General features: G+C 66.2%; 20 protein-coding genes. 5 read left to right on the plus strand and 15 right to left on the minus strand.

Annotation, left to right across the window (positions count from 1 at the left end; all coding sequences use genetic code 11):
• Positions 1-221 precede the first annotated feature (221 nt).
• The 15 genes from ACIA73_RS37780 to ACIA73_RS37850 form a co-directional block, all read right to left on the minus strand.
• The gene (locus ACIA73_RS37780; protein WP_399443510.1) at positions 222-941 is read right to left on the minus strand and encodes a M48 family metallopeptidase; all 720 of its coding nucleotides are present in this window, start codon (positions 939-941) and stop codon (positions 222-224) included.
• Between the two features lie 6 nt (positions 942-947).
• Positions 948-4,301 carry a type I restriction endonuclease subunit R gene (locus ACIA73_RS37785; RefSeq protein ID WP_399443511.1) on the minus strand — a complete coding sequence of 1,118 codons (3,354 nt, stop codon included), beginning with the start codon at positions 4,299-4,301 and terminating at the stop codon, positions 948-950.
• 111 nt (positions 4,302-4,412) lie between these two features.
• Positions 4,413-5,618 (minus strand): restriction endonuclease subunit S, encoded by a 1,206-nt coding sequence (locus ACIA73_RS37790; protein WP_399443512.1) that lies wholly within the window; start codon positions 5,616-5,618, stop codon positions 4,413-4,415.
• Positions 5,611-8,094: an N-6 DNA methylase gene (locus tag ACIA73_RS37795; protein WP_399443513.1), complete on the minus strand. Its 2,484-nt coding sequence runs from the start codon at positions 8,092-8,094 to the stop codon at positions 5,611-5,613. The genes ACIA73_RS37790 and ACIA73_RS37795 overlap by 8 nt, the downstream gene beginning before the upstream one ends.
• Before the next feature lie 72 nt (positions 8,095-8,166).
• Complete coding sequence (locus ACIA73_RS37800) at positions 8,167-8,847, minus strand: restriction endonuclease subunit S (RefSeq protein ID WP_399443514.1); 681 nt, start codon at positions 8,845-8,847, stop codon at positions 8,167-8,169.
• On the minus strand, positions 8,844-9,521 hold the full coding sequence (locus ACIA73_RS37805; protein WP_399443515.1) for a hypothetical protein: 678 nt from the start codon (positions 9,519-9,521) through the stop codon (positions 8,844-8,846). Before ACIA73_RS37805 ends, ACIA73_RS37800 begins: the two co-directional genes overlap by 4 nt.
• 333 nt (positions 9,522-9,854) lie before the next feature.
• Positions 9,855-11,258: a tyrosine--tRNA ligase gene (tyrS, locus tag ACIA73_RS37810; protein WP_399443516.1), complete on the minus strand. Its 1,404-nt coding sequence runs from the start codon at positions 11,256-11,258 to the stop codon at positions 9,855-9,857.
• A gap of 75 nt (positions 11,259-11,333) precedes the next feature.
• Entirely contained in the window at positions 11,334-12,272 is a 939-nt protein-coding gene (locus ACIA73_RS37815; RefSeq protein WP_399443517.1) for a glycosyltransferase family 2 protein, read from the minus strand.
• The gene (locus ACIA73_RS37820) at positions 12,269-13,363 is read right to left on the minus strand and encodes a hypothetical protein (RefSeq protein WP_399443518.1); all 1,095 of its coding nucleotides are present in this window, start codon (positions 13,361-13,363) and stop codon (positions 12,269-12,271) included. Before ACIA73_RS37820 ends, ACIA73_RS37815 begins: the two co-directional genes overlap by 4 nt.
• Entirely contained in the window at positions 13,360-14,067 is a 708-nt protein-coding gene (locus tag ACIA73_RS37825; RefSeq protein WP_399443519.1) for a class I SAM-dependent methyltransferase, read from the minus strand. The genes ACIA73_RS37820 and ACIA73_RS37825 overlap by 4 nt, the downstream gene beginning before the upstream one ends.
• Before the next feature lie 44 nt (positions 14,068-14,111).
• The gene (locus tag ACIA73_RS37830) at positions 14,112-15,128 is read right to left on the minus strand and encodes a hypothetical protein (protein WP_399443520.1); all 1,017 of its coding nucleotides are present in this window, start codon (positions 15,126-15,128) and stop codon (positions 14,112-14,114) included.
• Positions 15,125-16,033 carry a radical SAM protein gene (locus tag ACIA73_RS37835; RefSeq protein ID WP_399443521.1) on the minus strand — a complete coding sequence of 303 codons (909 nt, stop codon included), beginning with the start codon at positions 16,031-16,033 and terminating at the stop codon, positions 15,125-15,127. The genes ACIA73_RS37830 and ACIA73_RS37835 overlap by 4 nt, the downstream gene beginning before the upstream one ends.
• Positions 16,027-17,100: a hypothetical protein gene (locus ACIA73_RS37840; RefSeq protein ID WP_399443522.1), complete on the minus strand. Its 1,074-nt coding sequence runs from the start codon at positions 17,098-17,100 to the stop codon at positions 16,027-16,029. Before ACIA73_RS37840 ends, ACIA73_RS37835 begins: the two co-directional genes overlap by 7 nt.
• An 81-nt stretch (positions 17,101-17,181) precedes the next feature.
• Complete coding sequence (locus ACIA73_RS37845; RefSeq protein WP_399443523.1) at positions 17,182-18,195, minus strand: alcohol dehydrogenase catalytic domain-containing protein; 1,014 nt, start codon at positions 18,193-18,195, stop codon at positions 17,182-17,184.
• The gene (locus ACIA73_RS37850; RefSeq protein WP_399443524.1) at positions 18,192-18,995 is read right to left on the minus strand and encodes an HAD family hydrolase; all 804 of its coding nucleotides are present in this window, start codon (positions 18,993-18,995) and stop codon (positions 18,192-18,194) included. Before ACIA73_RS37850 ends, ACIA73_RS37845 begins: the two co-directional genes overlap by 4 nt.
• A gap of 395 nt (positions 18,996-19,390) precedes the next feature.
• Here ACIA73_RS37850 and ACIA73_RS37855 point away from each other — a divergent pair, with 395 nt between their 5' ends.
• The 5 genes from ACIA73_RS37855 to ACIA73_RS37875 all read left to right on the plus strand — a co-directional run bounded on the left by ACIA73_RS37855 (position 19,391) and on the right by ACIA73_RS37875 (position 23,718).
• Positions 19,391-20,629, plus strand: coding sequence for a helix-turn-helix domain-containing protein (locus tag ACIA73_RS37855; RefSeq protein ID WP_399443525.1), 1,239 nt, complete (start codon positions 19,391-19,393; stop codon positions 20,627-20,629).
• A 107-nt stretch (positions 20,630-20,736) separates the two neighbouring features.
• A complete protein-coding gene (locus tag ACIA73_RS37860; RefSeq protein ID WP_399443526.1) occupies positions 20,737-21,177 on the plus strand; it encodes a hypothetical protein in 441 nt (146 codons plus the stop codon).
• 329 nt (positions 21,178-21,506) lie between these two features.
• Entirely contained in the window at positions 21,507-22,049 is a 543-nt protein-coding gene (locus ACIA73_RS37865; RefSeq protein WP_399443527.1) for an ATP-binding protein, read from the plus strand.
• 539 nt (positions 22,050-22,588) lie between these two features.
• Positions 22,589-22,849: a hypothetical protein gene (locus ACIA73_RS37870; RefSeq protein WP_399443528.1), complete on the plus strand. Its 261-nt coding sequence runs from the start codon at positions 22,589-22,591 to the stop codon at positions 22,847-22,849.
• 401 nt (positions 22,850-23,250) lie between these two features.
• Entirely contained in the window at positions 23,251-23,718 is a 468-nt protein-coding gene (locus ACIA73_RS37875) for a hypothetical protein (RefSeq protein ID WP_399443529.1), read from the plus strand.
• Positions 23,719-23,823: the final 105 nt, after the last annotated feature.

Raw genomic sequence — 23,823 nt, forward strand, 5'->3', positions numbered from 1 at the left:
CGAGCTTCTCTACTCGGAGAGTTGCGCGATGGCCGCCTCATGACCAGGGGCTATGCACTGATCGCTGCTACACCACTCGGCGGGACACCATCCAGGACTGGCGGAGGTCCAGCGAAGCTGGGTGTCGTTGTGGTGGAGTTCGACGGTGTTGTCCGGGAGCTTCCACGACATCAGCCAGGGCGGGCTGGGGGAGTGGCTCGGCCCCGGCAGAGAGACCTCGGTCAGTTCCCGTCGGGCAACCAGATGCCGGCTCCCCACTCCTCCAACCTCGCGCGCCGAGATTCGTAGTCGGGGAGGGCACGGGCGACCATCCGCCAGAAGTCAGGTGAGTGGTTCGGGTGGTGCATGTGCGCCAACTCGTGGACCAGTACATAGTCCACAAGCACCGTGGGGAGTTGCATAACCGCCCAGTGAATGTTGAGGGTGCCCCGGGCGGAGCAGGAACCCCAGCGGTAGCCGAGGGGCCGTACCAATAGATCGGAGGGCGGTGCTTCGAGGCACGTCGACCATGGCCCGATTCGCCGGGGAAGCCATAGCCTTCCCCGCTCCACGTACCAGGCCACTAGGGCTTCACGGGCTGACTCTCTGTGGTCCCGGTGCAGCCTGAGCCTGCCGTTGGTCAGGGAAACTGGGCTGGTCGCCTCGGCGACGATCTTCAGTCGGTAGCTGCGGCCCAGGTAGTAGAAGCCCTCACCGTCAGTGAAGCGGCGGTGAGGGCGCAGCTCCGTGTCTGCTTCCCGGTCGCGGACTTTGTCGTAGAGCCAGGGCAGCCGGGTGCGGATGAGATTTTCGAGAGCCTCGCGGTCCGCGCCGGGAGGTACGACCGCGAGGATCCGTGCGTCGCGTTCCACCGTGACCCGGACGCTTTTGCGTCCGGGTACGGGGTGGATTTCGATGACCAGCCCTCCTACGAGCAGCGGTTCGGCCAGGGTGTCGGGCATAAAGCCTTACAGATCCTTCTTGTTGTGCTGGATGATCTCCCGCACCGCAGGCGCGAGACTGTCGACGGAAGGCTGGGTGCGGTCGTTGACGGCGAGGAGCATCCAGATGTCGCTCTGCAGGTCGTGCAGTGCGGCCGTGTTGTGGAAGAGATCCTTCCGAGCGGAGTGCCGTACGCCGATGATCCGCACTTCGCGTGCCAAGCCGATCAGGTCCACACGTACTGCGTCGGCGATGACCCCGTCCGTGACAACAGTGGTCAGCTGCTGGTAGACGGCCTGCTCCAGCTTGCTGAGGCTGCGTACGTCCTCCGGTAGCCCCGCATCCCGCCCAGCAGCCACATCGTGGGCGTCCTGGGAGAGCGATTCGAAGGCTTCAAGCTGCTGGGCCCAGGACTCCGCGTACTTCTTGAGGATCTCCTCCAGGCGCTCGCGGAGTTTGTCGTAGGCGACGGGATTCTCATTGAAGTGGAGCTCGATGTGGCTACGCACGGCGTGCGCCATCATCGAAGCCTTGGCCCGCGAACTGGGCATTTGCTCGACCTTGGTACGGAAGTCGTCGGAAGTGAGCCGGGTGGGCTCTATCGCGCGCTCCACACCGAGGGCCCTGACATGCTCGTCGATCAGCTCGGCGACCTTCTCACCGTAGGCAGCGGGGTCGAAGCCGTCCTCTTCCTCACTGAAGCGCTGCTTGGCGACCTGGGCGATGAAGCCGAAGAGCTTGGCCGGCTGCTGGTAGGGGCGGGTGGACTCGCGAGGGAGGAGGAGATCGAGGGTGTTCAGGAACTCCCGAAGCAACTTGCGGTATTTGATGCGCCGTTCTTCGCCCTCCAGGGTGTCCACGAGCTTGTGCACGGCGACTGTGTCGGCTGGGTCGACGAGAGCGCGGGTGAGGCCGAGGTGGTGGCGCAGCGCGTCGCACTGGTGCTCAAGCTTGTTCTCCTCGACGGCGAAGTCGATGGGCAGGCCCTCGGCCTCATCGGCGGCGTACGCCTGCATCGCTTCGTTGAGGGCCTTGGAGACCCCCGCGTAGTCGACGACGAATCCGGCCTGCTTCTTGTCCCCGTAGGTACGGTTCACGCGGGCGACGGCCTGAAGGAGTTCGGCCTCACGCATCCGCCGATCCAGGTACATGACCTGCTCGATGGGGGCGTCGAAGCCGGTGAGCAGCATGGTGCGAACGATGAGCACGGCGACCGGCCGCGATTGAAGGGTGAGGGTTTCCGGCTCCGGGAAGGGACTACGGAAAGCCTCGATCGCCCTTTCCTGCGCGGTGCCGTCCGACCAGGAGGCCCAGGCCGGATCGTCCTCAGTGTCGGGGGAGATCACGGGAACGAAGTCGATGGCCTTGAGCAGGGCGAGATTCCGGTGGGCGGAGACCAGCAGTCGTTGCTTGGGCGTACGGTCTTGTGATGGCGTCTCCTGGGCCTTGGAGAGGGTGCGGGCCGGAGGCCGGGCCGCTTTCTCCACCTCAGCGACCAGTTCGTTGCGCGCCTGGACGAGAGCTTCGCGGTAGCGGACAGCGATACCGCGGGAGTGGGCGACGACCTGGGCCTTGAAGCCCTCCTTCATGGCCCCCTCGACGTAGTGGCGCAACATGTGCCGGGCCTTGCGCCGGATCATGTCGTCGGCACCAAGGACAGCGGATGACTTGGCGTAGCGCTTCTGGAGTTCGTCGTACTGTTCGTCGGTGAGCTCTTCGAACTCCTCCTGGAACGCCTCATCCAAGGCCTCGCCCTCGACGACAGCGCCCTTGGCGATGTGGCCCTCGTAGTAGATGGGCACGATCGCTCCGTCGTTCTCGGCATCCTTGAGCCGGTATGTGTCGATGAACTCCCCGAAGGTCGTGGTGGTGAGCTTGCGGCGGTTCATGATGATTGGGGTTCCGGTGAAGCCGATCCGGGCCGCGTTGGGTAGGGACTCCATGAGGTTCTGGTGGAGTGCGGAGCCGTGCGAACGGTGCGCCTCATCGATCATGATGAGGACGCCGTCGCGGTCGTTGACCGGGCCCCACCCCGGGGTGCCTTCGTGAGCGAGGGAGTCGGCGGCGTTCTGCCGGGCCTTTTCCGCGTCCTGCTGCTTCTGGATCATGACGAAGATCAGGCCGGCGTTCTCCAGGCCGAGGATCTTCGGCACCTGGGAGGCGCGGGTGATGACGTCCGGTTTCTCGCCCGCGAGAGCGGCGGTCTCGGAAAGTTGTTCCTGGAGCTGCTTGCGGTCGGTGACTACGACGACTTTGAAGTGGCCCAGACCCGGTGTCGAGCGCAGCTTGCGCACCAAGAACACCATGGTCAGCGACTTACCTGACCCCTGGGTGTGCCAGACGATGCCGCCGCGCTTGTCCTCCTTGCCGTGAACGTGCTTCGTCTCGCCCTTCTGTAGTCGCTCAATCGCCTTGTGGACCGCCCGGTACTGCTGGTAGCGCGGGGCGATTTTCACGCGAGCGGTACGGCCTTCGGCGACCTCGACGTCCTTGAAGACGACGAAGTTCCGCACGATGTCGAGCAGCCGGTGCGGATGCAACACCCCGGCCGCGAGTACCTTCTGGGCGCTGGCGAAGGCATCGTCCTTATGGAACGTGGTCTTGCTGACCTGCTTGGTGTCCAGCGGGTACGCGTCCCGCCAGACCGCATAGTCCTTGGGTCGGGCGGTGAAGGTGCCGAGCAGGGCGGCATCCCCGGTGGTCGCGACCGTCAACTGCACTGTTCGGAAGAGCTGTTCGCTCCCCTCGGGAGTAGCCGACTCCTGCTTCTGGTTGGCGTACCGACGCAACTGCTGGATTGCCTTGTGCGCGTCACCGTGCCCGGCCTTGAGCTTCTTGCACTCGACGACGACCAACGGAATGCCGTTAACGAACAGCACCAGGTCGGCGATCAGCCTGCGCGGCTTACCGTGATCGTCCCGCGCACCCGGGATCGTCATCGGGAACTGGGAGACAACGAGGAAGTCGTTGTTCTCCGGCACCGCCCAGTCCACGAACCGCACCTTCTGCGCCCGCCCGCCGTCCCACCCCTCTACGCCGGGGACAGCGACTCCCTCGATCAGCGCTTCGGTCGCCGCCTCATTGGCGGCGACGAGGCCCCCGCCGGGCGCGCCGCCCTTACTGAGCGCGGCGATCGCCATCGCCGCGCGGGTGTCGTCAACCCAGGAGGTCCCGTCCGGCCGCCGGTTGAGCCGGTCCAGCCTGCGCCGCAGAATCCCGGTCAGCAGCGCGCCGGTCGTCCCCTCTCGAACGTCACTCTCCTCGCCGGGCGCTGCCAACTCCGCCCCCTGAACGCCCACCACGTGCCGCCAGCCCATGCTGGTGTGCGTGAGCTGAGCAATCAGCGGTGCTTCGACGTACTTGTACTCAGGGCCGGACATTGCGGAGCGGTCTCCTTTGGGTGAGTGGTACGTATTGGAGGGGGTCCGAAATGAGTTGTGGTGCCTGCCCCCGCCTCGTAGGGACTTGCCGTCAAATACTGGGGTGCCTCATCAAACGATGATTGGCTTCGGCGTTGTAGGAATGTGTGTGTGCTCAGAAAAAAGGTCACGCATTAGGCTGCGACCAATTTTGTCGACTTTACGCAACGCTTCTTGCTCTTTGTTGATCGCTTCATTGGCCGCCGCCAACTTCACGGACCATGCTTTTTGGGTAGGGATATCCGGCACGGACAACAAAAATTTTCGGAAATCCTGTAGATGGATGTGATTAAGCCCAGTACCTGATGAAAGCTTCCGGAGTTGAGTGAAGAACTGGGGCGACTCGAAGAACATGCATCCATATCGAGGGTCCAGTAGGTGTGGATCCGTTCTAATTAGCGCCACAGAGACGAAGATGCTGAATTTCTTCAAGTGTTCTGGAACGACGCGTGCTACACCTAGTGTGCCATCTTTGGAAACGAGAATATCTCCCGCAGAAGGCTCTGTTCGCCGGGAGAACTCTGCATGGTCTTCCTCGGAGATGTATCGAACTGGATCCATGGAGATGCCGGTGCCACGTGTCAAATTCTCTACCGTGACGAAGGGGACACCCGATTCGCGGTAAGTTGGGGTGTGGTGTACGCCGTCAACGATGACGGTGGTGAGTTCGTCGAGTGTCGATTGTTGACGATCCCCATTATTAGACGTGGCATGTCGAATTAGGTCTGAACGAAGCGAAGTCAACTTGCTCGTGACTCTCTGGTGGTGTCGCTTGTTGTGACCGATTTCGTTGAGCACTTCTGCAATTCGCTGCTGTTCCTGCAGAGAGGGTAGCTTGAGCGGCAGATCGAAGAAATCTTCAATTCCCACATTCAGTAGGCCGTGGTTGCGTGCTCCCTCCTTCGCGATCAATAGAATGACTTCGTCCAGTGCGCCGGAGTCGAAGTAATGCTGCAGGTACGAAGGATTCACATGCTGTGGATCTGGGCGAAAGCAGATGTAGAGGGGAGATACGACTCCCTCCCTATAGCGCTCCAGTGGCCGCACTACCCCGACAGGCCAGCCGGCCGAGTAGCTCTTGTTGTAAGCGAAGTCGCCTTCCCTCAGTAGGTAGTACTGAGAGAGGTCGGCACTTGCTACGCGGCGATTGAAATACTCTTCCTGGCTCACCAGTCCGTGCGTAGCGGAAATGGTCAGCACGTTGGTATTGCCGCCAGAGTTACGGACGGATACGCGCGAAGCTACATCGCGGAGTTTCACCTGATTGATATTACGCATAACCCAGTTCCTTCAGGTAGCCCCGCAGTCGCTTGGCCGAGGCATCGCGTTCTGCTTCCAAGTCGGTCAGGGTGATCGCGTATTTCTCGCCCCAGTTACGGAATACGTCCACCAGAGCGCGCCGGTCGGCGGTGACGAACCGGGTCATGCGGGCGTAGAGGTCGGCGTTCAGGAAGCCGAGGACGACTTCCTGGGCCTGGGCGGCGGTTAGCTTCTCCGCAGCGCCCTCCAACTCGGTAACGAATGATGCCTTGAGAGAGGCTAGTTCAAGCTTTGCGGTGCGCTGCTGCTTCTTTAGAGCGGTCAGTTCCTTGGGGGGCAGTACCTGGGACAGGTCGAGCTCGTCCTCTTCCTCGTCGTCATCCCCGTCCGCGTCGCCTGCCTTGGAGGTTTGCTTCGGCGAGAATCCAGCCTTCACTTCCGCGTCCAGCTTGGCGACGAGTGCCTCCACTGTCTCCAACTGCTCCACGTACGCCGGGAGCAGTTCCGGGACGAGGCGGTGCTCGCGGGCCTTGCGCATCGCGGCGCGATAGCGGGCTTTGGCTTTGGCGTCTGCCTTGGCCGAAGGCTCTTCGAAGGCCGAGGCGATGCTGCGTACCCATCCGTCGATGAGACCCTTGAAATCCTTGGCCATCAGCACCTTGAGGTCGTTCTTCGTGTCGAACCACCACGCGGCGACGGTGCCGGCCAGCTGGTACTTGTCCAGAACCCCAACGGGTTCCAGAGCCTCGGTAAACGTGGTGAGCAGCTCATCCTGGGCCTGCGCCATCTGCTGGTGGACGGGTAGCTTCGCCAGGCGCTCTGCATGCTCACCCCACCACGCGTGGAAGGCCCGCCCGAGGACGACCTCTCGTTCTTGCGCCAGCCCGGGGATGCGGGCGGCCGTCGCCTTATGTCCCTCGTTCAGGAAGTCGACATAATCCGGGTCGCCGTCTCGCAGTTGGAAGAGCGCGCCTTCCGGGTCGATACCGAAGGCCTCGAACTGTGTCTTGTGTGCCGCGATCTCGCTCCTGGGCACGCCCCCGTACAGGTGCGCCCGCACATCCTGCGGTTCGGGGGCGGGGGTGTTGTCCACGTAACGGCGAATGTTGAGGTTGTAGTCGTTTTTCTCGAGTTCCTCGATCTCCACAACCCGTGCGAAGCCGGGGATCTCCGCCCAGTTCTCGTAAGCCGAGACGATCTTCTCGGCGTGCTGCGCCTCCAGCAGGTTCTGGGTGCGTCCTGCCGTGATCTCCCGGTCGGCGTTGATGAACAGGACGCCGTCTCGCCGGTCTGCGGGGGCGCCGTCACGGCCACGCAAGACGAGGATGCACGCGGGGATACCGGTGCCGTAGAAGACGTTGGGGCCGATGCCGATGACGGCCTCCAGGCGGCCTTCCTCGATCATCTGCTTGCGGATCTTCTGTTCTTCTCCACCGCGGAAGAGCACTCCGTGCGGCATGACGGAGGCGGCGATGCCGTCCGCCTCCAGCACGGCCAGCACGTGTTGGATGAACATGAGGTCGGCCTTCTTGCCCGACTCCGGCGTCCAGCCGTACGCCATCCGCTCGGCGAACTTCATGCCTTCTCGGCGGTAGTTCTGTGCGAACGGCGGGTTGGTGAGGATCCGGTCGAAGCGCTGAAGCCGACCGTCTTGGATGTGCTTGGGTTCAGCGAGGGTGTCACCGTGGTGAATGACGCCGTCGGCGACGCCGTGCATGAGGAGGTTCATGCGGGCCATGGCCCAAGCGCTGCCATTGTCCTCCTGTCCGTACACCGCCAGGTGGGACTCGTCGCCGCCGTGGTCCTGTACGTGTTCCTTGGCGAGGATCAGCATGCCGGCAGAGCCGCAGCACGGGTCGTAGACGGACATGCCCGGCTGGGGTTTGACCAGCTGGTTCATCATGCGGATGACCGAGCGCGGGGTGTAGAACTGGCCGCCCTTCTTGCCGCCTTCATCGGCGAACTCGCCGATCAGGTACTCGTAGGCGTGCCCCAGAAGGTCCGGGAACTCGAAGTCGTCGTTGCTGAGCTGGTACTCGCTGAAGTGGTCGATGAGCTGCTGGATGACCGGTTTGGTCAGCTTGGTGTTACCGCCACGGCTCTCCGTGAAGCTGATGTAGGAGAGCACGCCGTCGAGCGCCTGGTGGTTGTGGTTCTCCAGTTCCGCCAGTGCGATGTCCAGCGCCTTGCCCGGTTCGGTGCGGGAATCCCTGGCGATGGTGGACCAGCGGGACTCCTGCGGAACGTAGAACTCGTGCGCCCGGTAGGCGCCACGCGACTCGGAGATCAGTTGGGCCTGCTGATGGCTTTTGCCTTCAGCGACGAACTTTTTGACCACCTTGGCGCGTGCGACGTCGAACTGGTCCGAAGCCCGCTTCAGGAACAGCATTCCGAAGATGTAGTCCTGGTACTGCGCGGCGTCCATCTTGCCGCGGAGGATGTCCGCGGCCGCGTACAGGTGCCGCTCCAGTTGGGGCAGCGTGAGCTGTGCCACTCGGGTTTCTCCTTGTTCATGTTTCCCACAGGGCGCGTGTCCTGTGGCATACCGGTCCAGCGTAGGACCGGGCTATGACATTCGGTTCGTCCTTCGCGTCCTTGGCGCTCGCCGCTCGGGCAGCGGCCCCTTGGGGCGGGAGGCTCCCGTATCCGGGAAATCCTCGCCCAGCAGTTGCGTGAACAGCCCCTGTCGGACCGCGTCGAGGCGTGCGAGCATGCGGCGCTGGATATCGGCTTGATGGGCCACTTCGCCGAGCGCACCGGCCAGCAGGCGTTGGGTACGCAAGTCGGGCAGAGCCACCGGGAGCCCTTTCAGAGCGGACATCGTGAGGCTGGGCACCGTCCCCACCTGGGCAAATGAGAGCAGCTGGTCCGCCACGGGGGGGTGAGTCAGGTAGGCCGAGAGATAGGACGGATCCACCTGCTCGATATCCGGACGAATTCGCATGCACGAGGAGTGGTAGGCCCAGCCCTGATCGCGAGCGGGCTCCTCGACCAGGGCAACCCGGCCGACTGCCCCGAGGCGGACCAGCATCAGGTCGCCGGGGGACAGCCGGTAGCGGTTCAGTCCGACGGGGGTTTCCGGGAGTCGTCGAAGCGTTGACGCCTCGATTCGCCCGGTGACTCCGACATCGGCCGGAGTCACCACGGGTGTGCCGGTGGCGTCGGACGCAAGGTCGGCGAAGAGGTCGCTGGACGGACTGGCCGTGACTTCGCAACAGTCACCCAACAGTACGAGTTCCTGCATCATGACTCCTCACCTCGGCGCTGTGGACAGACCTCGGGGCGAGCGGCCAGCAGGGTCGGTATCGCGACGTCCGCAGCGGATACCCGCCGCGCGACCGCCTCGGAGACGTATCCGATAGCGGTAAGTGCGGAACTACGGTCGGCGGTGAGGTCCCGTCCGCCGATGCGTTCCTGGTGTGCGATTTTGTTGCGCAGGATGCGAAGGTGATTCATGCGTACGTAGAGCTGCGCGCGACGTCCCTGGTAGCCCGGGAAGCCGGCCTTCATCGGGCGCCACAACTGGGTCTCGTAGTCAGTGCCACGGCCCATGAGCGTGACCCAGAAGCCGAGAGACACCTCGCGCTGGATCGCTGTGGGCGTCAGCGGCGCGTTCGCGCGGCGCAATTTGCTCTTGGCTTCCTCGATCTTCTTCTTGGTCTCATAGGTGAGGCGCAGAGTAGGGGCCTCCCACCAGTCTTCCTGCCCGTAGTGCAGAACCAGCCGGGCGGCGACGGTGCAACGCAGAGCGTTCTCCAGGTTCCGGAGTACCTCGTACATGGCCTTGGAGATGTCCGTCTCCCAGTCCGACCACGCCAGGGACTGTTTACAGGAGACGGAGCAGATCGCGTCCGGGGCGGCATACCTGTTGGCGTCGATCATCCGGATCAGGTGCTTCTCGTCGGCCGTGGCACACTGCATGGGAATCCCCCCGAGGGTCCGTGTTGCGTATCTAGGGTCCGGGGATTACGGTGGAATACGTAAGCCCCGGTGTGTGCCTCTGCTCGCAAGCGCCCCGGGGCATAGCTGTGCCCGGGATGCCCGCTTCATGCGAACCATGTGCCACGGCTCGAACGTTTGCGTGTATGAGTACGGTAGCACAACCCCTAGTCGCACCCCCTCTCACGCGTATGTAGATACACAACGTTTTGAATGGCTTGTGAGGTGGAGTGATGGCGGCCACTCCGCGACTTGTCAGGGATGTAGAAACAGCGGTGCCCCGCCCGGTCTGGACGGGGCTGGTAGCTGGTGTTGTCAGGCGTCGATGCGGGCGATCTTACGGCCGATCTTGAGGTACAGGTCGGCGTCCTTGGCGGAGTCGGCCTCGGTGAGGATCTCGCCAAGGGGCTGCTGGACGGCGGTCTCGGTGAGCTGGGTGGTGTGCTGCTCGCCGTCGGCTTCGGCGATCAGGCGGAGGCCGTTCTGTTGGGCGATGCGGCGGACCGCCGAGTTGCTGGTGGCGAAGCCCAGGACCTGGCTGATGAGGGTGGCCAGGGGGGTCTCGGCGTGCTCCTGGAGGGAGATCGTCGGGAGGTTCTGGGTGTCGGCGAAGGATCGCTTGGAGAAGCGGGCGGTGAACTCGGCGCGGGCCTCCTCGGCGGCCTTGAGGCCGTGGAGGGTGGCGGTGACCTCGCCGGCGAGGATGCGCTTGATGGCCATGGGGTGCGCGGTGCCGTCGGCGATGCGGGCCGTGACCTTGGAGATTTCTTCGTCGGTCCACTCGGTGAGCTGCTTGAGGTAGGGCTCGATGAGGTGGTCGGGGATGGACATCAGGCGGCCGTAGATCTCGTCCGGGGTGGAGGAGAGGCCGACGTAGTTGCCCTTGGACTTGCTCATCTTGGAGCCGTTGCCGTCGGTGCCCTCGATGAGAGGGGTGGTGATGACGACCTCGGGGGTCTGCTCGCGGATCTCCATGACCTTGCGGCACATCTGGAGGTTGAGGAGCTGGTCGACGCCGCCGAGTTCGACGTCGGCGGTGATGGCGACCGAGTCGAGGGCCATGACGACGGAGTAGACGAACTCGGCGACCGAGAGACCGTCACCGGCGGCCAGGCGGTTGCGGAAGTCCTCGCGCTGGAGGGTCATCGAGACCGGGACGCGGGCCAGGATCTCCACCAGCTCGGGGAGGCTGACCTTGTTGAGCCACTCGCCGTTGAAGCGGAGGTCGGCGCGTTCGAAGTCGATGAACGGGGTGACCTGCTTCTGGTAGCCGGAGAGGTTGGCCGCGATGTCGGCGTCGGTGAGCGGCGGACGGTCCGAGGTGCGGCCGGAGGGGTCGCCGATCTTGGCCGTGACGTCACCGATGATGAAGACGACGTGGTGCCCCATCCGCTGGAAGCGGTTCGCGATGATGATCGGGACCGAGTGGCCGAGGTGAACGTCCGGCGAGGTGGGGTCGATGCCGTACTTCACGACGAGTTTCCGGCCCTCGGCCTGCGCGGCGGTGATCTTCTCGGTGAGCTTCGAGGCCGAGGGAATCACATTGATCGCGCGGCCCTCGACCAGTGCGGCCTGCTCCTCCGGGGAGAGGTCGGTCAGGTCCAGGGAGCGGCGGCTATATGTCTCTTCCAGGAGCCGGGCGACCGTATAGTCCGCGGCCAGGTCCGATCCGTCGAGGATCTGCATGGCGCGGGTTACGGACTCGCTGAGGCGGCTCATGGTGCCTAATCGCTCCTGAAGTGGGGTGCTGGGCTGACCAGCAAGAATGGGAAGCCGTGATTTTAGCATCGCGCGTTATGCCGCCGTATTTGCTTGATCACTTTCCGTCTCGGTGTGTGGCGGGTGTGGGAGCGGTGCCAGGGGGTGGTTGGTCAGGGCGCTGCGGAGCGCGCGGAGCCAGCCGGAGAGTGGATCTCTGGCGCGGAGGGTGTGGATCAGCATCGATGCGAGGGGGAGGAGGCTGCGCGGGCGGGTGCCGAGCTGGAGGTAGGCCTCGACGCGATGGCTGGTGGCGAGGGCGCGGAAGTGATTCTCGATGCGGAGGACGGTTCGGGGGCCGGCCCAGGGTGGTGGGAGTTGGCGCATGGCGTGGAGGCGGTCAGCGAGGGCGGTGCATGTCTTGGCCCGGTACTGCTGGGAGATCCCGTGGTTGCGGCGGTCGGTCATGCTCAGCGGGTGGAGGCGGTAGTACGTGAGCGGGGTGGGGAGGATGTAGCCGCGGCCTGCCTCTTTGAGGGCGTGGAAGAAGATCTCGTTGGTGGCGGGGAGCAGGGTGAGGGCCGCTTCGCGTTGGACGAGGAGCGTGCTGGTGTTGCCGCCGGGGTGGGGGTCGGGGAGGAACGGGTGGCCGTTCGCGTCGACGACGTACTCCCAGTGTTCGAGGTAGAGGCGGTCGTCCGTCATGGCCTCGGCGCAGGTACGGAGCTTGGCAGGGTGGAAGAAGTCGTCGGCGTCGAGCGGGGCGACCCAGTCGCCGGTGGCGAGGTGGAAGGCGTCGGTGAGGGTGGGGCCGAAGCCCTGCTGGTCGCGACGGATCACGCGGATGTGGCCCCGGTGGCGGTCGCAGATGTCCGGGGTCTCGTCGGTGGAGCCGTCGTCGATGACCAGGATCTCGTGCAGGACGTAGTTGCCGGGTTCCTGTTGCAGGCAGCTGGTGATGGCGCGGTCGAGGTAGCGGCCGTAGTTGTGGCAGAGGATCACGCAGGAGATGCGGGGCGGGGCGGTGTCGGTCATCGGTCTCCTCCGTAGACCTGGGCGTACGCGGTGAGGATCGTCTTGTGTTCCTGGATGCGGTAGTCGAGGAAGGCCGGGTCGAGGTGGCGTGGGGTGTCGGCCAGGCGGGCGGTGGCGTTCTCTACGGCGGTGAGGAAGCGTTCGCCGTAGAGGTTGGGGTGGCCCGTGGACCAGTCGAACCATTCGGGCTCGGGGATCAAGCCCTGGTGCTGGCGGTGTTGTTCGGGGAGATGGCCGGTGCGGGAGCAGACGGGGAGGAGGTTCAGGTCGAAGGCGAGCTCCAGTTGGCCGGAGTGGCTGCCCCAGAGGTAGGGGAGCAGGAGAACGTCGGAGGCCAGGCCCGCGTTGATGACGTCGTCGTCGGTGGGGTACGGGCGCATTGTCAGGCGGATGCGTGGGTCTTGGCGGGCTGTCTCCAGCAGGAGCGGCGTGCGGCTTTCGGTGGTGAAGTCGGCGGGGCTGAAGGCGCGGAGCAGGAGCTGGAGGGTGGCACCGGGGTCCGGGGTGCCGAGGCTCCAGTTGATGACGGGGGATATCTGGTCACGGCTGTGGCGAGCGGCTCCGTACATCAGGAAGCGGGCGGAGCCCGAGCCCCGTTCCCGCTCGCGGCGCAGGAGCTCTTCCGGGGGCGCGACGTAGCCGTGCGGGATGACTGCCGCAGGCGGCGGAGTGCCGAGGAGGTCGGTCAGTGCGGAGCGGGATGTGCCGGTGAGGCAGACCCAGTGCACGCCGGCCGCGAGGAGCAGGCGCAGACGGGCGGTGAAGTCTGCGGGGGTCCCGTACATAGGGGTGGTGTCGTGGGCGGTGAAGACCACGCGGACGTCGGCGGTGGTGCAGGCGTCGAGTAGGCGTTCCAGGGTGGCGGGGTCTTCGGCGTCTATGTGGTGCAGGTGCAGGACGTCGAGCCAGGTGAGTGGGGTGTGGTCGAGGAGCCAGGTGGCGTTGACGGCGGCAGGGATCGTTTCGCCGGTGGGGAGCGGGGTGTCGTTGAGGATGTGGAAGTCCGGGCCGTGCAGCTTGCGGGCGTACGGGGTGCGGGCCGGGACGTGGACCACCCGTAAGCCTTGAGGGTGCGTGGGATCGGTGGTCATGGAGTCTTCGCCTCCTGGGCCAGGCCGACGAGTACCAGCTGGGTGGACATGCCGTGGGAGACGTCGTCGCTGCGGGTGCGTTCGGCGGACAGGATGGCGAAGCCCGAGGCGCGCAGCAGTGCCTGGAACTCGTCGCTGGCCCATTCGCGGACGTGGCTGGGGTTACGGGGTGGGCCGGGGGCGTCGTACCCGCTGCGGAACTCGCGGGCGGGAGTGGACAGGACCGCGGCGGCGCAGCCCTGTTCAAGGAGGCGGTGGAGGAGGGCGAGGGCCGGGCGCGGGTCAAGGAGGTGTTCCAGGACGTCGGAGCAGACGACCACGGAGCGGCTGATCAGGGCGGGGTCGAGCGGGAGGCTGCGAGCGGATTCCAGGTCGGCTTCGATCCACTGACCGAAGGTGTGGTGGTCGCGGCACCAGTTGAGGTTGGCGCCGAAGTCGACGCCGAGGTAAGACCAGTTGGGGTGGACGGCGGCCAGCGAAGCGAGCTTGCCTGCACGGCCGCAGCCGATGTCGATCAGGACGTCACGGCCGTACTCCTCCATGCGGGCGGCCGTGTACGGGTAGACGTCGGGCTGCCAGACGGTGGTGTCGTCCGTGGCGTCGGCGAAGTACTCGACGGTGTCGCGGCTGCGGTAGCCGTACCGGATGAAGTGCGTGGTGGGGTCGCCGATGGGGGTGCTGGAGGGGGCGGGGGTTATGTGCATGGGCGGGCTCCTGCGGTGGAGGAGGGATGGGGCGATGACCTTGGCTACTTCGGCCAGAGCGAGAACATGGCGATCACGCGGTCGACGAGCGACTCGCGCAGTTCGTTCCACTCGGGGTCGCCGGAGCGACGGGCGGTGGCGGCCCGGTCGTAGGCCAGGCCGTCGACATCGGGCAGACAGGCGTACATCTGGAGGAGGGCCGAGCCGTCGTCCTCGTGGGCGGAGTCGGTGTCCGTGGTGAGCAGAGCGCGGATGTCGTCGGCGGGCATCGAGGCGTCGATACCGGAGCCGGGGATGCTCTTGCTCATCTTCGGCAGGCCGCTCAGACCGGGGATCATCTTGGTGTAGATGCCGGAGAGGCGGTCGGCGGGCAGGCCCCAGCGTTCGGCACCGCGGCGGGCCAGGGCCACGTACTTGTGCTCGTCGACGCCGAGCGAGACCAGGACGTGCCGGCCTTCGGACAGCAGGTGGACGAAGTCGGCAGCCATGAGGAGGGTGGCCTGCTTCATGCCGTAGTTGAGGTGGTCGAAGACGCCGTGGTTGCGGTAGAGCCCGGAGAGGTCCTCCTCCGCCCACTGGAAGTCCTCGTCCTCCAGGTGTCGGGAGAGGAGGAACGCGGTGGCGAGAACGTCGGTGCGGCCTTCCTGGCGGCGCAGCACTCCGAGGCACTCGTCGAAGCCGAGGAGGCGGATGAACTCCTCGTACTGCTCGGCGGTGCGGCGCACCTTTTCCAGCGGGGTGCGGCGGGCGTTGTAGGAGTCCAGGTCGCCCAGGACGATCTGGACGTCCAGCCCCTGCTGCTGGAGCTTGATCGCGCGCAGAAGCTGGAACAGGGTCCCGGCGTGGGGCGGGCCGCCGAGGCCGACGCCGGTGGTGATTGTGGCGGCCTGGCCGGCGGCGACTGCCTCGGCGAACCCGCGGGCTCCGGTGTGGCACATCCACTTCGTACGCAGGTCGTCCGGGCTCATTCCGGCGAGACCGAAGTCGATGGCGCCGAGGCCGAGGCGCTCGTAGCAGTGCTGGACGACGACGTTCTCGTAGTACGCGGTGTCGAACTTCATCGGGTCACCTCCTGAGCAGTGGTGGTGGGGGTGTCGGCGCGAAGGGCGAAGGCTTCGCGGACCAGGGGTTCGAAGCCGTCGGCCAGGAGGTTGCCGAGTACGGCGTTGCGCGGTGCGGCGACGCTGCCGAGATCGGCGGTGACCGTTCCGTCGGCCAGAACCCAGACGCGGAACGGGTAGGCGTCGTCGGGGGCGCGGGTCGGCTGGGCGTAGACCGGGAGGCCTGGGAGCAGAGCGCGTACCGAGTCCACGGCCTGGAGGAAGTCCTCGCGGCCGAAGCCGTAGATCTCGGCTTTGCGGGTGCTGGCGCGGCCGATGGGTCGGTACTGGGAGATCAGCCAGTACTCGGCGGGCGTTGTGGCGGCCAGATCGGCGATGAGCTGGGCGAGGCGGGGGAGCGACTCGATGGAGTGTTGGGTGGTGAAGGTGTTGAAGGCCAGGTGGCGTTGGTCGGCGGCGAGCATGGCGGTGTTGGCCTGGAAGCGTTCGAAGTAGCCCTGGCCGCGGAACCAGTCCGCCGTCTCGGCGTCCGGGCCGTCGACGGCCAGGGAGTAGGTGCTGACGTGGTCGCGCAGGCCCGGGTAACGGTCCTGCAGGAGAAGGCCGTTGGTGTGCAGGTTCGTCTCGAACCCGGCGGCGCGCGCATGCTGGAGCGCGGGCTCCAGGTGGTTGTCGTACGGCATGACGGGATCGCCGCCGGTGAAGACGATGCGGTACGCCTGTGACTCGTGCCGGATGCGGTCGATGACCTTCTCGACGGTGGCGGCGTCGGTGGCGACGCGGTTGCGTTCGCGGTAACAGAAGCGGCAGACGCCCGGGGAGGCGGTGGTCGGGGCCAAATCCCAGGCGTTGCAGTCGGTGTTGAGGACCAGGTGAACGATGCCCAGCTCGTCGCGGTTCAGCACGGCGCCTTCTCCCTGTGCGGTACGGGAGCGGCGAGTGGCGGACGCAGGAGTGCGCCGACCATGTGGGGAGTTCCGCCGGTGAGGCGGACGAAGCGGATGAGGGTGTCCAGGGCCGCGCCGGTACGGAGGATGGCAAGCGCGGTGTCGAGTCCGGTCTGGAAGGTCGGGACCGTGCGGGCGGCCAGCAGGAGCATGGCCGCGTTGAGGGCGACCGCGTCCCGGGCGGGGGAGGCTTCGTGGCCGGCCAGGAGGCGGACTACGGCGGCGACGTTCTCGCGCGGGTCGGTGTGCTGCGCGATCGCGCGCAGATTGCGGGGCAGGGCGGCTGCGGAGCGGGTGACGTCGTCGGCCAGAGCCGGGTCCTCGTCGCCGTTGTTGATGCGGCAGGCGCGGACAGTGGTACCGGGGAGGAGTTCGTCCACTTGGAGCGAGGCGTTGGTGGAGGAGTTGACGACGGTGACGTCCGGGAGCCCGAGCCGGGAGAGTATCTGGGCGGATATACGGGTTGCGGGATGCGACAGCCCGTAGACGAAGGCGGAGCAGACGACGGGGCTCAGCAGGGCGGGGAAGGCCAGGCTGAGGGCGTGCACTGCCTGGAACCTTCCGCCGTAGCACCGGTCGAACTCCGGCACCCGGTGCTCGATGGAGAAGAACCCGAACCCGCACTCGGCCGCTATGGCGACCATGTCGTGGTGCGGCACGGCCTCGCCCTTCCCGCCGACCAGATCGATGAAGTCCCGGGAGCCGGTCTTCGAGGAAGCGCTGCGGGAGCCGAGCTTGGCGATGTGCGCTCCGCCGGTGGCCGCGACGAGCGCGCTGGCAGAGCTGAGGTTGATCGTTTTGAAGGTCTTCTTGCCACTGCCGGTGTAGCCGACGAGCCGAACTCCCGTGGGCGGCTGGTGGAAGTCCCAGCCGTTCCGGTCCAGGTGCGTGGCGGCGAGTATGGCGGCCTCGACTTCCGCGATCCTCGGCCCGCGTAACAACAGGCCGGTCAGGACACTTCCCAGCATGACGTCGCGGGTGTGGCCGGCGGGGAGGCCGAGGATGCGAAGGATGCCGTCATGCACGTCCTCGGGAGCGATGTCGGAGGGGGAATTTATGCGGTGTATAAGCAGGGGGACTTGGGAGGTCACGGGGTGCTCCTGGGGTCAGATGTTGGAGGTGAGCAGGACTTTGGCCGGGCGGTTCGGGGAGTCGCGGCGCATCGCTGCCAGGGCGCTGGGGAGTTCGAGAAGCGGGTAGCGGTCGTGGGTGAGCAGGTCGGCCCAGGCTCCGCCGCGGGCGAGAAGAACGAGCGCGTCGCGGAAGTCGTCGTGGCCGTCGGCGCGGCAGTACGAGAAGGAACCGCGCACCGTGATGGAGCGGGAGAAGAGCTTGCGGAGTGGGAGGGAGAGAGTGACGCGAGGGGCGTAGGCGTTCTGGACGAGGACGACGCCGCCGTCGCGGACTGCGGCCACGGCCTGGCGTAGCGGGGAGTCGTCGTGTCCGGAGGCGGCGTCGACGACTGCGTCGCAGTTCGGGAGCGTGCGGTGATGAACGTCGATGTTCAAGCTGGCCAGCGCGTCTCGGAGTTGACTGATGCGAGCAGGGGAGCGGGCGGCCAGGTGGACGTCCCAGCCCGCGTGTGCCGCCCGCACGGCGGTGCATACGCCCAGGGCCCCGGAGCCGATGACCCCCAGGCGGCCGGAACGGGCCCGGAGCCCGCAGCGCACCCCGTGCACGGCCACCGCCATGGGATCGGCGAGTACCCCGTGCGCGTGGTCACGCAGGGCCGGGAGTCTCACCACGTTGGAGCTGGGCACGCGGACCGCTTCGGCGAGACCGCCGGGGAGGTCCCAGCCGATGCGCTGGAGGCGGCGGCAGAGGTGCGTACGCCCGTGCTCGCAGTCGGGACACGTACGACAGGAGACCAGCGGATCGACGGTGACCCAGTCACCGGTCAGGGCGTCGAGTCCGACGATCTCGTGTCCGGGGAACCAGGGGTCGGGAACCGGGGCGTTCCACGTCGGGTGAAGCTTGGGGAGGTCGCTGCCGCACAGGCCGGCGTACCGAACGTGGATCAGACGGGTATCGCCATCAAGGGCGTTCTCCACGGGCGCGGTTGGGGCTGAGGTGAGCCGAGGAAGTCCTTCGCGCACCGTCCAGGCGCGCGCTGTGCTCATTGGCCCCACCCGTCGGCCAGGGCAGAAGGCAAGTCTTCCACGGACGTGAGCAACATCCCGGTCCACGGCTTCTCGCCGAATACGAGACTCTGGGTCCCGCCCCGTCGCGCAACCTTCACGGGCCGCATCCCAAAGCGCTGCGCACCGGCGAGCTCGTTTCCGCCCCCGTCGCCGCAGTACACGACCTCGCGCGATTCGACGCCGAGAAGGCTCAACGCGCGGGAGTAGAGCTTAGGATGAGGCTTCAATGCGCCCTCTCGGCAGCTGAACACCGCCGCCTCAAAGTGGGACGAGACGGCAGCCGTCACATCCCACTGCTCGGCGACATCGGGCGAGGCGTCACTCAGCAGCGCCAACTTCACTCCGCTGCCTCGGAGTTCCACCAACGCTTGAAGGACCGAGGCATCAATCCGTAGCCGTGAGGAAGCGAGGCGGTGCAATGCCGTCTCCACGGCATCCGTACGGTCGGAGGGTGCATCGCACCGTTCGACGAGGTGCGCGGCGACGGCTTTGGTGGAGCGGAGCGTGCCGTCGTGCCGGGACCGCCAACTGCTGATCAGGGAAGCCTCAGCGGCCTTGGTTGCGACGCCCATGACGACAGCCAACTCGACCGCAGCTGAGGCGCGTTCCGCAGGTAGAGGGGCCGGGACGAGCGTCCCGAAAAGATCAAGTACCACAGCCTTCGGCAGTGTCCCCGGCCCCCGCCGGAGAAGCTGTGTGGCGAGGGGACTGCCGGAAGCGTTCGGCCAGAGGCGGGGCGGTGCCGTTCCGTGCGAAATGGGGGCGTGCAGGTGGCGCATTTCGAGACTCCCTCACCTGTGGAGTGGACTCGTGCGGCGGAAACGAGCGCGCTGGAGGACCGGGTTCCTGTTGAGGAGCGGGATGCGATCGGTGCGCGCTGTATACAGACGATTCCACCGGCGAGGGGATCGACAGCGGACAAACTGTCCGGAGTGCTTTTCCGTGGAACTCTTGACAGGTGAACCGATCAGCACGTAATGCGCGCAGGCGCATGTGGCGGGCTGTCGTGCGGTGGTATGAGGGATTTCAGTCGGTTCGAAGCATCATTCGGACCGGTCGACGGAGTTCCTTTTCGTGCCGTCCGGGAAGGCGGCTCTGGTCGAGGTTCCGCCCTGTGCTGGACAGCGAAAGTACGCTGACCGAAGTGCTCCGTCGCGAAGGGACTGTTCCACCGATGAGTGAAAACCTGACGCTGGGAGACCGTCTCCGTATCGCTCGTAAGACACGGAATCTGTCTGCCGCCCAACTGGCACAGAAAGCCGCGATCTCCCCCAGCTACGTCCAGAAGCTCGAGTCCGGCGCACGCAAAGCGCCGCCCTCGCTCGTACTGGCGCTGGCGAAGGCGCTCCACTTCGGCCCCGAAGTCCTGACCGGACAGCCGTACTACGGCGAGCCCGAGGCCGAGGACGGGGTGCATGCCGTCATCCCCGAACTGCGCCGAATCCTGCTCTGCTACGACACCCCGGACGACCTGGACATCGCACCGCGGCCCCTGCCTGTCCTCGCCTCCGAGGTCGATCAGGTGGCCACCCTGCGCAGGGACGGCCGCTACGCCCCCATGGGGCCGCTCCTCCCGGCTGTCATCACCGAGCTGTCGCACATCGCGCTGAGCGGCCGGAACGGCGAGCGGGAGCAGGCATTCGGTCATCTCGCCCGCGCGTACCGGGCCGTGAACTCCCTCGCCCACAAGATGGGGCACCACGACCTGTCAGGCACCGCACTCGAACGCGTCCGCTGGGCGGCGGACCGCTCCGGGGACCCGTTGATGCAGTTCACCGCCGGCTACCTCGTCGTCGGCGCGATGCTCCGGCAAGGCGCGTACATATCGGCACGCCGCAAACTCCTCGCCCTGCGCGCCGAGTTGGAGCGACTTCAGCCCGAGCGGTCCTACACGGACGACGCGCTCGCTGTGGACGGCGCGCTGCTGCTCAAGCTGGCAGTTCTTGAATCCCGGGAGAACAACCCGGACGGCGTCGACGAGTACCTGCGGGAGGCCGAGAGCGTTGCCCGGCTTGCCGGGAACCGCGACTCCCTTGCCTACGAGATGTCCTTCGGGCCGACCAACATCCGCATCCACGAAGTACACACGCTGATCGACGTGGGCGACGCCGGTCAGGCCCTGGCGCGACTCGCGCAGTGGTCCACGGCGCCAGGGCAGGAATGGGCGCCCCCGGCCTCCACGGTCGGCGAGCGCTCCAGCCACCACTTCATCGACGTGGCCTCGGCGAAGCTCGCTGTCGGCGATCGCGCCGGCGCCTTCACCGACCTGCGCAGGGCACGCAAGGCCGCCCCGAATCACACCCGCTTCCACCCGTCCGTACGTGAGACGTCGGCCGCGCTCCTGCGCATGGATACCCACCCGTCCAACGAGCTGGCGTCCTTCGGGCGATGGGCTGGCGTTACCACAACCTAAAGCGGACGTAAGGGAGTTCGGCGAAAAGCACCCCGGACAGTCTGTCCGTACGTGGTGGTGACCACGTGGAAGTGTCTCCTTACCGACGATGGTGAGGAGACACTTCCATGTCCGAGGACAGCCCCCGCTCGCCCGCGATTCCCCCGCGCTGGATACCGATCGGCGACGACCCGGAAGTCTGTCGCATCGGAGAGTGGTGGGACGTGGTGCGAGTGGCCGAGGGCATCGGTCATCGTGCGATCGCGCTCCTCCGGACGGACGGAGAGGCCGTCGGTCCGGTCGTCCTTGGCGACGAGGGCACGTCTCTGCGCATGTACTTCCTGATGCCGGTCGGCACGGCCTCCGCCTGGCAGGTGCCCGGCACCGTACCTCTTGGAATGAGGAGCCACCTTGTCGTCCCGCCGGTGGCGGCCGTCGAGCCCCCTGGGCTTCATTGGCTCGTTCTCCCCGCAGGGCCGCGCTTACTGACGCACCCCGCGACGCTGCGCCGGGCGATTGGCCGGGCTCGCAGGGAGCGGGGTGCTCTCGAAGGCACCGAGGAGTCGTGACCTGACTACTCCGAATCTCCCTCTTCATGCAGAGCGGAGCTGCTTCGGCATGCCCGAAAGCGAGCCCGGAAAGTCTTTATAAGTGCTGGTGAGAGTGGGGTTCCGCTCTTCGCGGAGCTGAGGTGTGGTGGTCGCGATTCCCACCGCGATCATCGGGAGGTCCTTGCTGTGGCACCGATTCTTTCTACCGCTGTGCTGTTGCTGCCGTTCGTGACGGCCGCCGGTCCGTTCGCGCTGTGTGAGGCGCGCGAGTGCGTGCGTCCCGGGCGGGGGCGTCACCGGCTTGTCGTGCGGGGGCGGCATGCGGCTCCGGCCCGGGGAGGCCAGCGATGAGCGTTCGGCGGTCTTCGGGTGTAGCCCCGAGGGTACTTCTCCGCTGGGGGAGTTGTAGCTCCGGCGCCCCCGCGCAGGCGCGGGCCGCGCTGCGGTGCGCTCTGGATCAACTCGGCTATGACGGCGAGGCGATCAGTGATGCGGTGTTGGCCGTGTCCGAGCTGGTCGCGAACGCGACGGAGCATTCGGTGGGCCCGTACGAGATGCGGCTGCGGCGTACGGCGGCCGAAGTCATCTGCGAAGTTGAGGACGGGGATCCTCGCATTCCGGAGCTTCCGGGGTTCCCGGTCGCCGCTCCGTTCGGGCCGGTGGAAGAAGACCGCGGGGGCGGATTGGATGCGCTGTGCGCCTTGCTGTCCGAGCGCGGGCGGGGGCTGCACATCGTGCAGGAACTCACCAAGGGGGCCTGGGGGTTCACCAAGGCCCGTCGTACGAAGGCGGCCTGGGTGGCGCTCCCGTTGCCGCCGGGCGGTGCGGCTTGTGGGCCCGTCCGGCCTGGCGGTGCGCGGGGAGGGGTGCGTCGCGACGACGGTGTGTGAGAGCGGCGTGAGGGGGCTTCGATACCCGGGGCGTGGGTTCGCTGAACCGCGAACTCCACGCCCGTACGGGTGATTTGGAGTGACAGCTCTCGGTTGTTCTTGGCGATATTCACACCTTAAGAGTGAAAAGGAGGTGATCGTTCCAGATTTCGTTTGCGTCGCTGCGAGCCTGGGGCATGACGGGTTCACCAGTGACGGTTTAGCCACTCTCGGTGATGAGTGGCTGGTGAGGCGGGGGTTTCATGAGCAGGACTGGAGTGCGCCAGGCAGCGGCTGCTGTGTCAGCCGCTGTGGTGTTGGGGCTCGGGGTGGGCGCGTGTAGCGAAAGCGCGCCCCGCGTGGAGGGCGTGAGCTCCTCAAAGGAAGAGAAGAGTGCGACGGGCAAACCGTCGGCCCCGCCCAGTGGGACCGAGCAGGCTGCCATCGCGGCGTACCGAGCGATGTGGGCCGATGCCGCGGAGGCGTCTCGCACATCGGATGCCAAGCATCCCCAGCTTGATGATCATGCGCAGGGCGACGCGTTGGACATGCTGCGGAACATGATGGATGAGGCCAAGGCGGACGGGGCCACGAGCCGCGGCGGTGTCCTTGTCGCGCCGTCGGTCGTGAAGTCGCAGCCTGCCGAGGTTCAGTTGCTGGACTGTGTGGACGGCACCAAGTGGGAACAGGTCAAGGCGGACGGAGTCGCCGATGCCCTGGCGGGAGCTCACTACCGTACGGAGGCCACTGTTGCTCGGGGCTCCGGCCCATGGAAGGTCTCCAAGCTCTACTGGGGGGAGGCCGGGACGTGCACGGAGTGAGGCGGTGCGCTGGGTCGAGCGGCGGAGTGGTGGCAGTAGTCGGCGCCCTGCTGGTGCTGACTACCGCTGTGCCCAGTTGGGCCGACAGCTCTGGCGGGTCTTTCATGGAGTACCGGGCCAGCATGAAGTGTCAGCGGGCCAAGTGCGGATTGAGCGCGAGCAGTAAAAGGCGCTCGCCTGCGGTGAAGGCGCTGACGAGTTCTTCGGCCCGGCGTGACTACACGCAAGGGGGCAAGGGGTCTGCTTCTGCTTCCGGCAGCGCGATGGACTTGGGTCGTCAGCCGGGCCAGTTGTACGGGCCTCGGGGCGTGCCTCTTGTGGGCCAGGTACCGGATGAGGTCGCTGCTGGGGAGGCGGGTCGCGAAGCGGAGGATGCGCCGGCTCCGCCGAACCCTGCGGTGGTGGCGCAGCAGGCGGTCCAGGAGTTGGTGTTGCCGAAGCCGGTGATTCGGATGAACCCCGATGAGAAGTTTGCGCAGTTGGTGCGGGTGCCGACGTGGATGTGGCTCGATCGGGGGGCATGGAAGCCGGTTTCGGAGACGGTGGCGGTACCGGGGGTGTCGGTTACGGCGAAGGCGACGCCGCGTTCCGCGACGTGGGTGATGGGGGACGGCACGACCGTGGTGTGCAAGGGGGCTGGGACGCCGTACTCGGCGAAGTTCGCGGCGGATGCGAAGTCCCCGGATTGCGGGCATACGTATCGGCGCTCATCGGCGGGGAAGCGGGGTGAGGCGTACGTCGTCTCGGTGACCGTGGGGTGGGACGTGGAGTGGCAGGGCGGGGGCGAGCAGGGTGTGGTGCCTGGGATGCAGACGCAGGCTCAGATGCCGTTGCGGGTGGCCGAGGCGCAGGCGCTCGTCACTTCCTAGCTTTCTGACCGCCCTGGTAGGGGCGGGTGTGGGACGCCCCTGTGGGGTGGCGTCCGTCTGATTCCTATTAAACAAGCGAGGTGGAGCGTGGGTATCTCTATGCCT

Origin of the sequence: Streptomyces sp. NPDC051561, from assembly GCF_044454195.1 — a bacterium.
In the GTDB taxonomy this organism is placed as follows: Bacteria; Actinomycetota; Actinomycetes; order Streptomycetales; family Streptomycetaceae; genus Streptomyces.

Bases quoted from the DNA above. Each gene is read 5' to 3' on its own strand.
- ACIA73_RS37780 (WP_399443510.1), bottom strand. From the start codon at position 941: ATGCCCGACACCCTGGCCGAACCGCTGCTCGTAGGAGGGCTGGTCATC.
- ACIA73_RS37825 (WP_399443519.1), bottom strand. From the start codon at position 14,067: ATGCACATAACCCCCGCCCCCTCCAGCACCCCCATCGGCGACCCCACC.
- ACIA73_RS37845 (WP_399443523.1), bottom strand. From the start codon at position 18,195: ATGAGCACAGCGCGCGCCTGGACGGTGCGCGAAGGACTTCCTCGGCTC.
- ACIA73_RS37850 (WP_399443524.1), bottom strand. From the start codon at position 18,995: ATGCGCCACCTGCACGCCCCCATTTCGCACGGAACGGCACCGCCCCGC.
- ACIA73_RS37805 (WP_399443515.1), bottom strand. From the start codon at position 9,521: ATGCAGTGTGCCACGGCCGACGAGAAGCACCTGATCCGGATGATCGAC.
- ACIA73_RS37800 (WP_399443514.1), bottom strand. From the start codon at position 8,847: ATGATGCAGGAACTCGTACTGTTGGGTGACTGTTGCGAAGTCACGGCC.
- tyrS (WP_399443516.1), bottom strand. From the start codon at position 11,258: ATGAGCCGCCTCAGCGAGTCCGTAACCCGCGCCATGCAGATCCTCGAC.
- ACIA73_RS37855 (WP_399443525.1), top strand. From the start codon at position 19,391: ATGAGTGAAAACCTGACGCTGGGAGACCGTCTCCGTATCGCTCGTAAG.
- ACIA73_RS37815 (WP_399443517.1), bottom strand. From the start codon at position 12,272: ATGACCGACACCGCCCCGCCCCGCATCTCCTGCGTGATCCTCTGCCAC.
- ACIA73_RS37865 (WP_399443527.1), top strand. From the start codon at position 21,507: ATGAGCGTTCGGCGGTCTTCGGGTGTAGCCCCGAGGGTACTTCTCCGC.
- ACIA73_RS37785 (WP_399443511.1), bottom strand. From the start codon at position 4,301: ATGTCCGGCCCTGAGTACAAGTACGTCGAAGCACCGCTGATTGCTCAG.
- ACIA73_RS37820 (WP_399443518.1), bottom strand. From the start codon at position 13,363: ATGACCACCGATCCCACGCACCCTCAAGGCTTACGGGTGGTCCACGTC.
- ACIA73_RS37830 (WP_399443520.1), bottom strand. From the start codon at position 15,128: ATGAAGTTCGACACCGCGTACTACGAGAACGTCGTCGTCCAGCACTGC.
- ACIA73_RS37790 (WP_399443512.1), bottom strand. From the start codon at position 5,618: ATGCGTAATATCAATCAGGTGAAACTCCGCGATGTAGCTTCGCGCGTA.
- ACIA73_RS37860 (WP_399443526.1), top strand. From the start codon at position 20,737: ATGTCCGAGGACAGCCCCCGCTCGCCCGCGATTCCCCCGCGCTGGATA.
- ACIA73_RS37870 (WP_399443528.1), top strand. From the start codon at position 22,589: ATGATGGATGAGGCCAAGGCGGACGGGGCCACGAGCCGCGGCGGTGTC.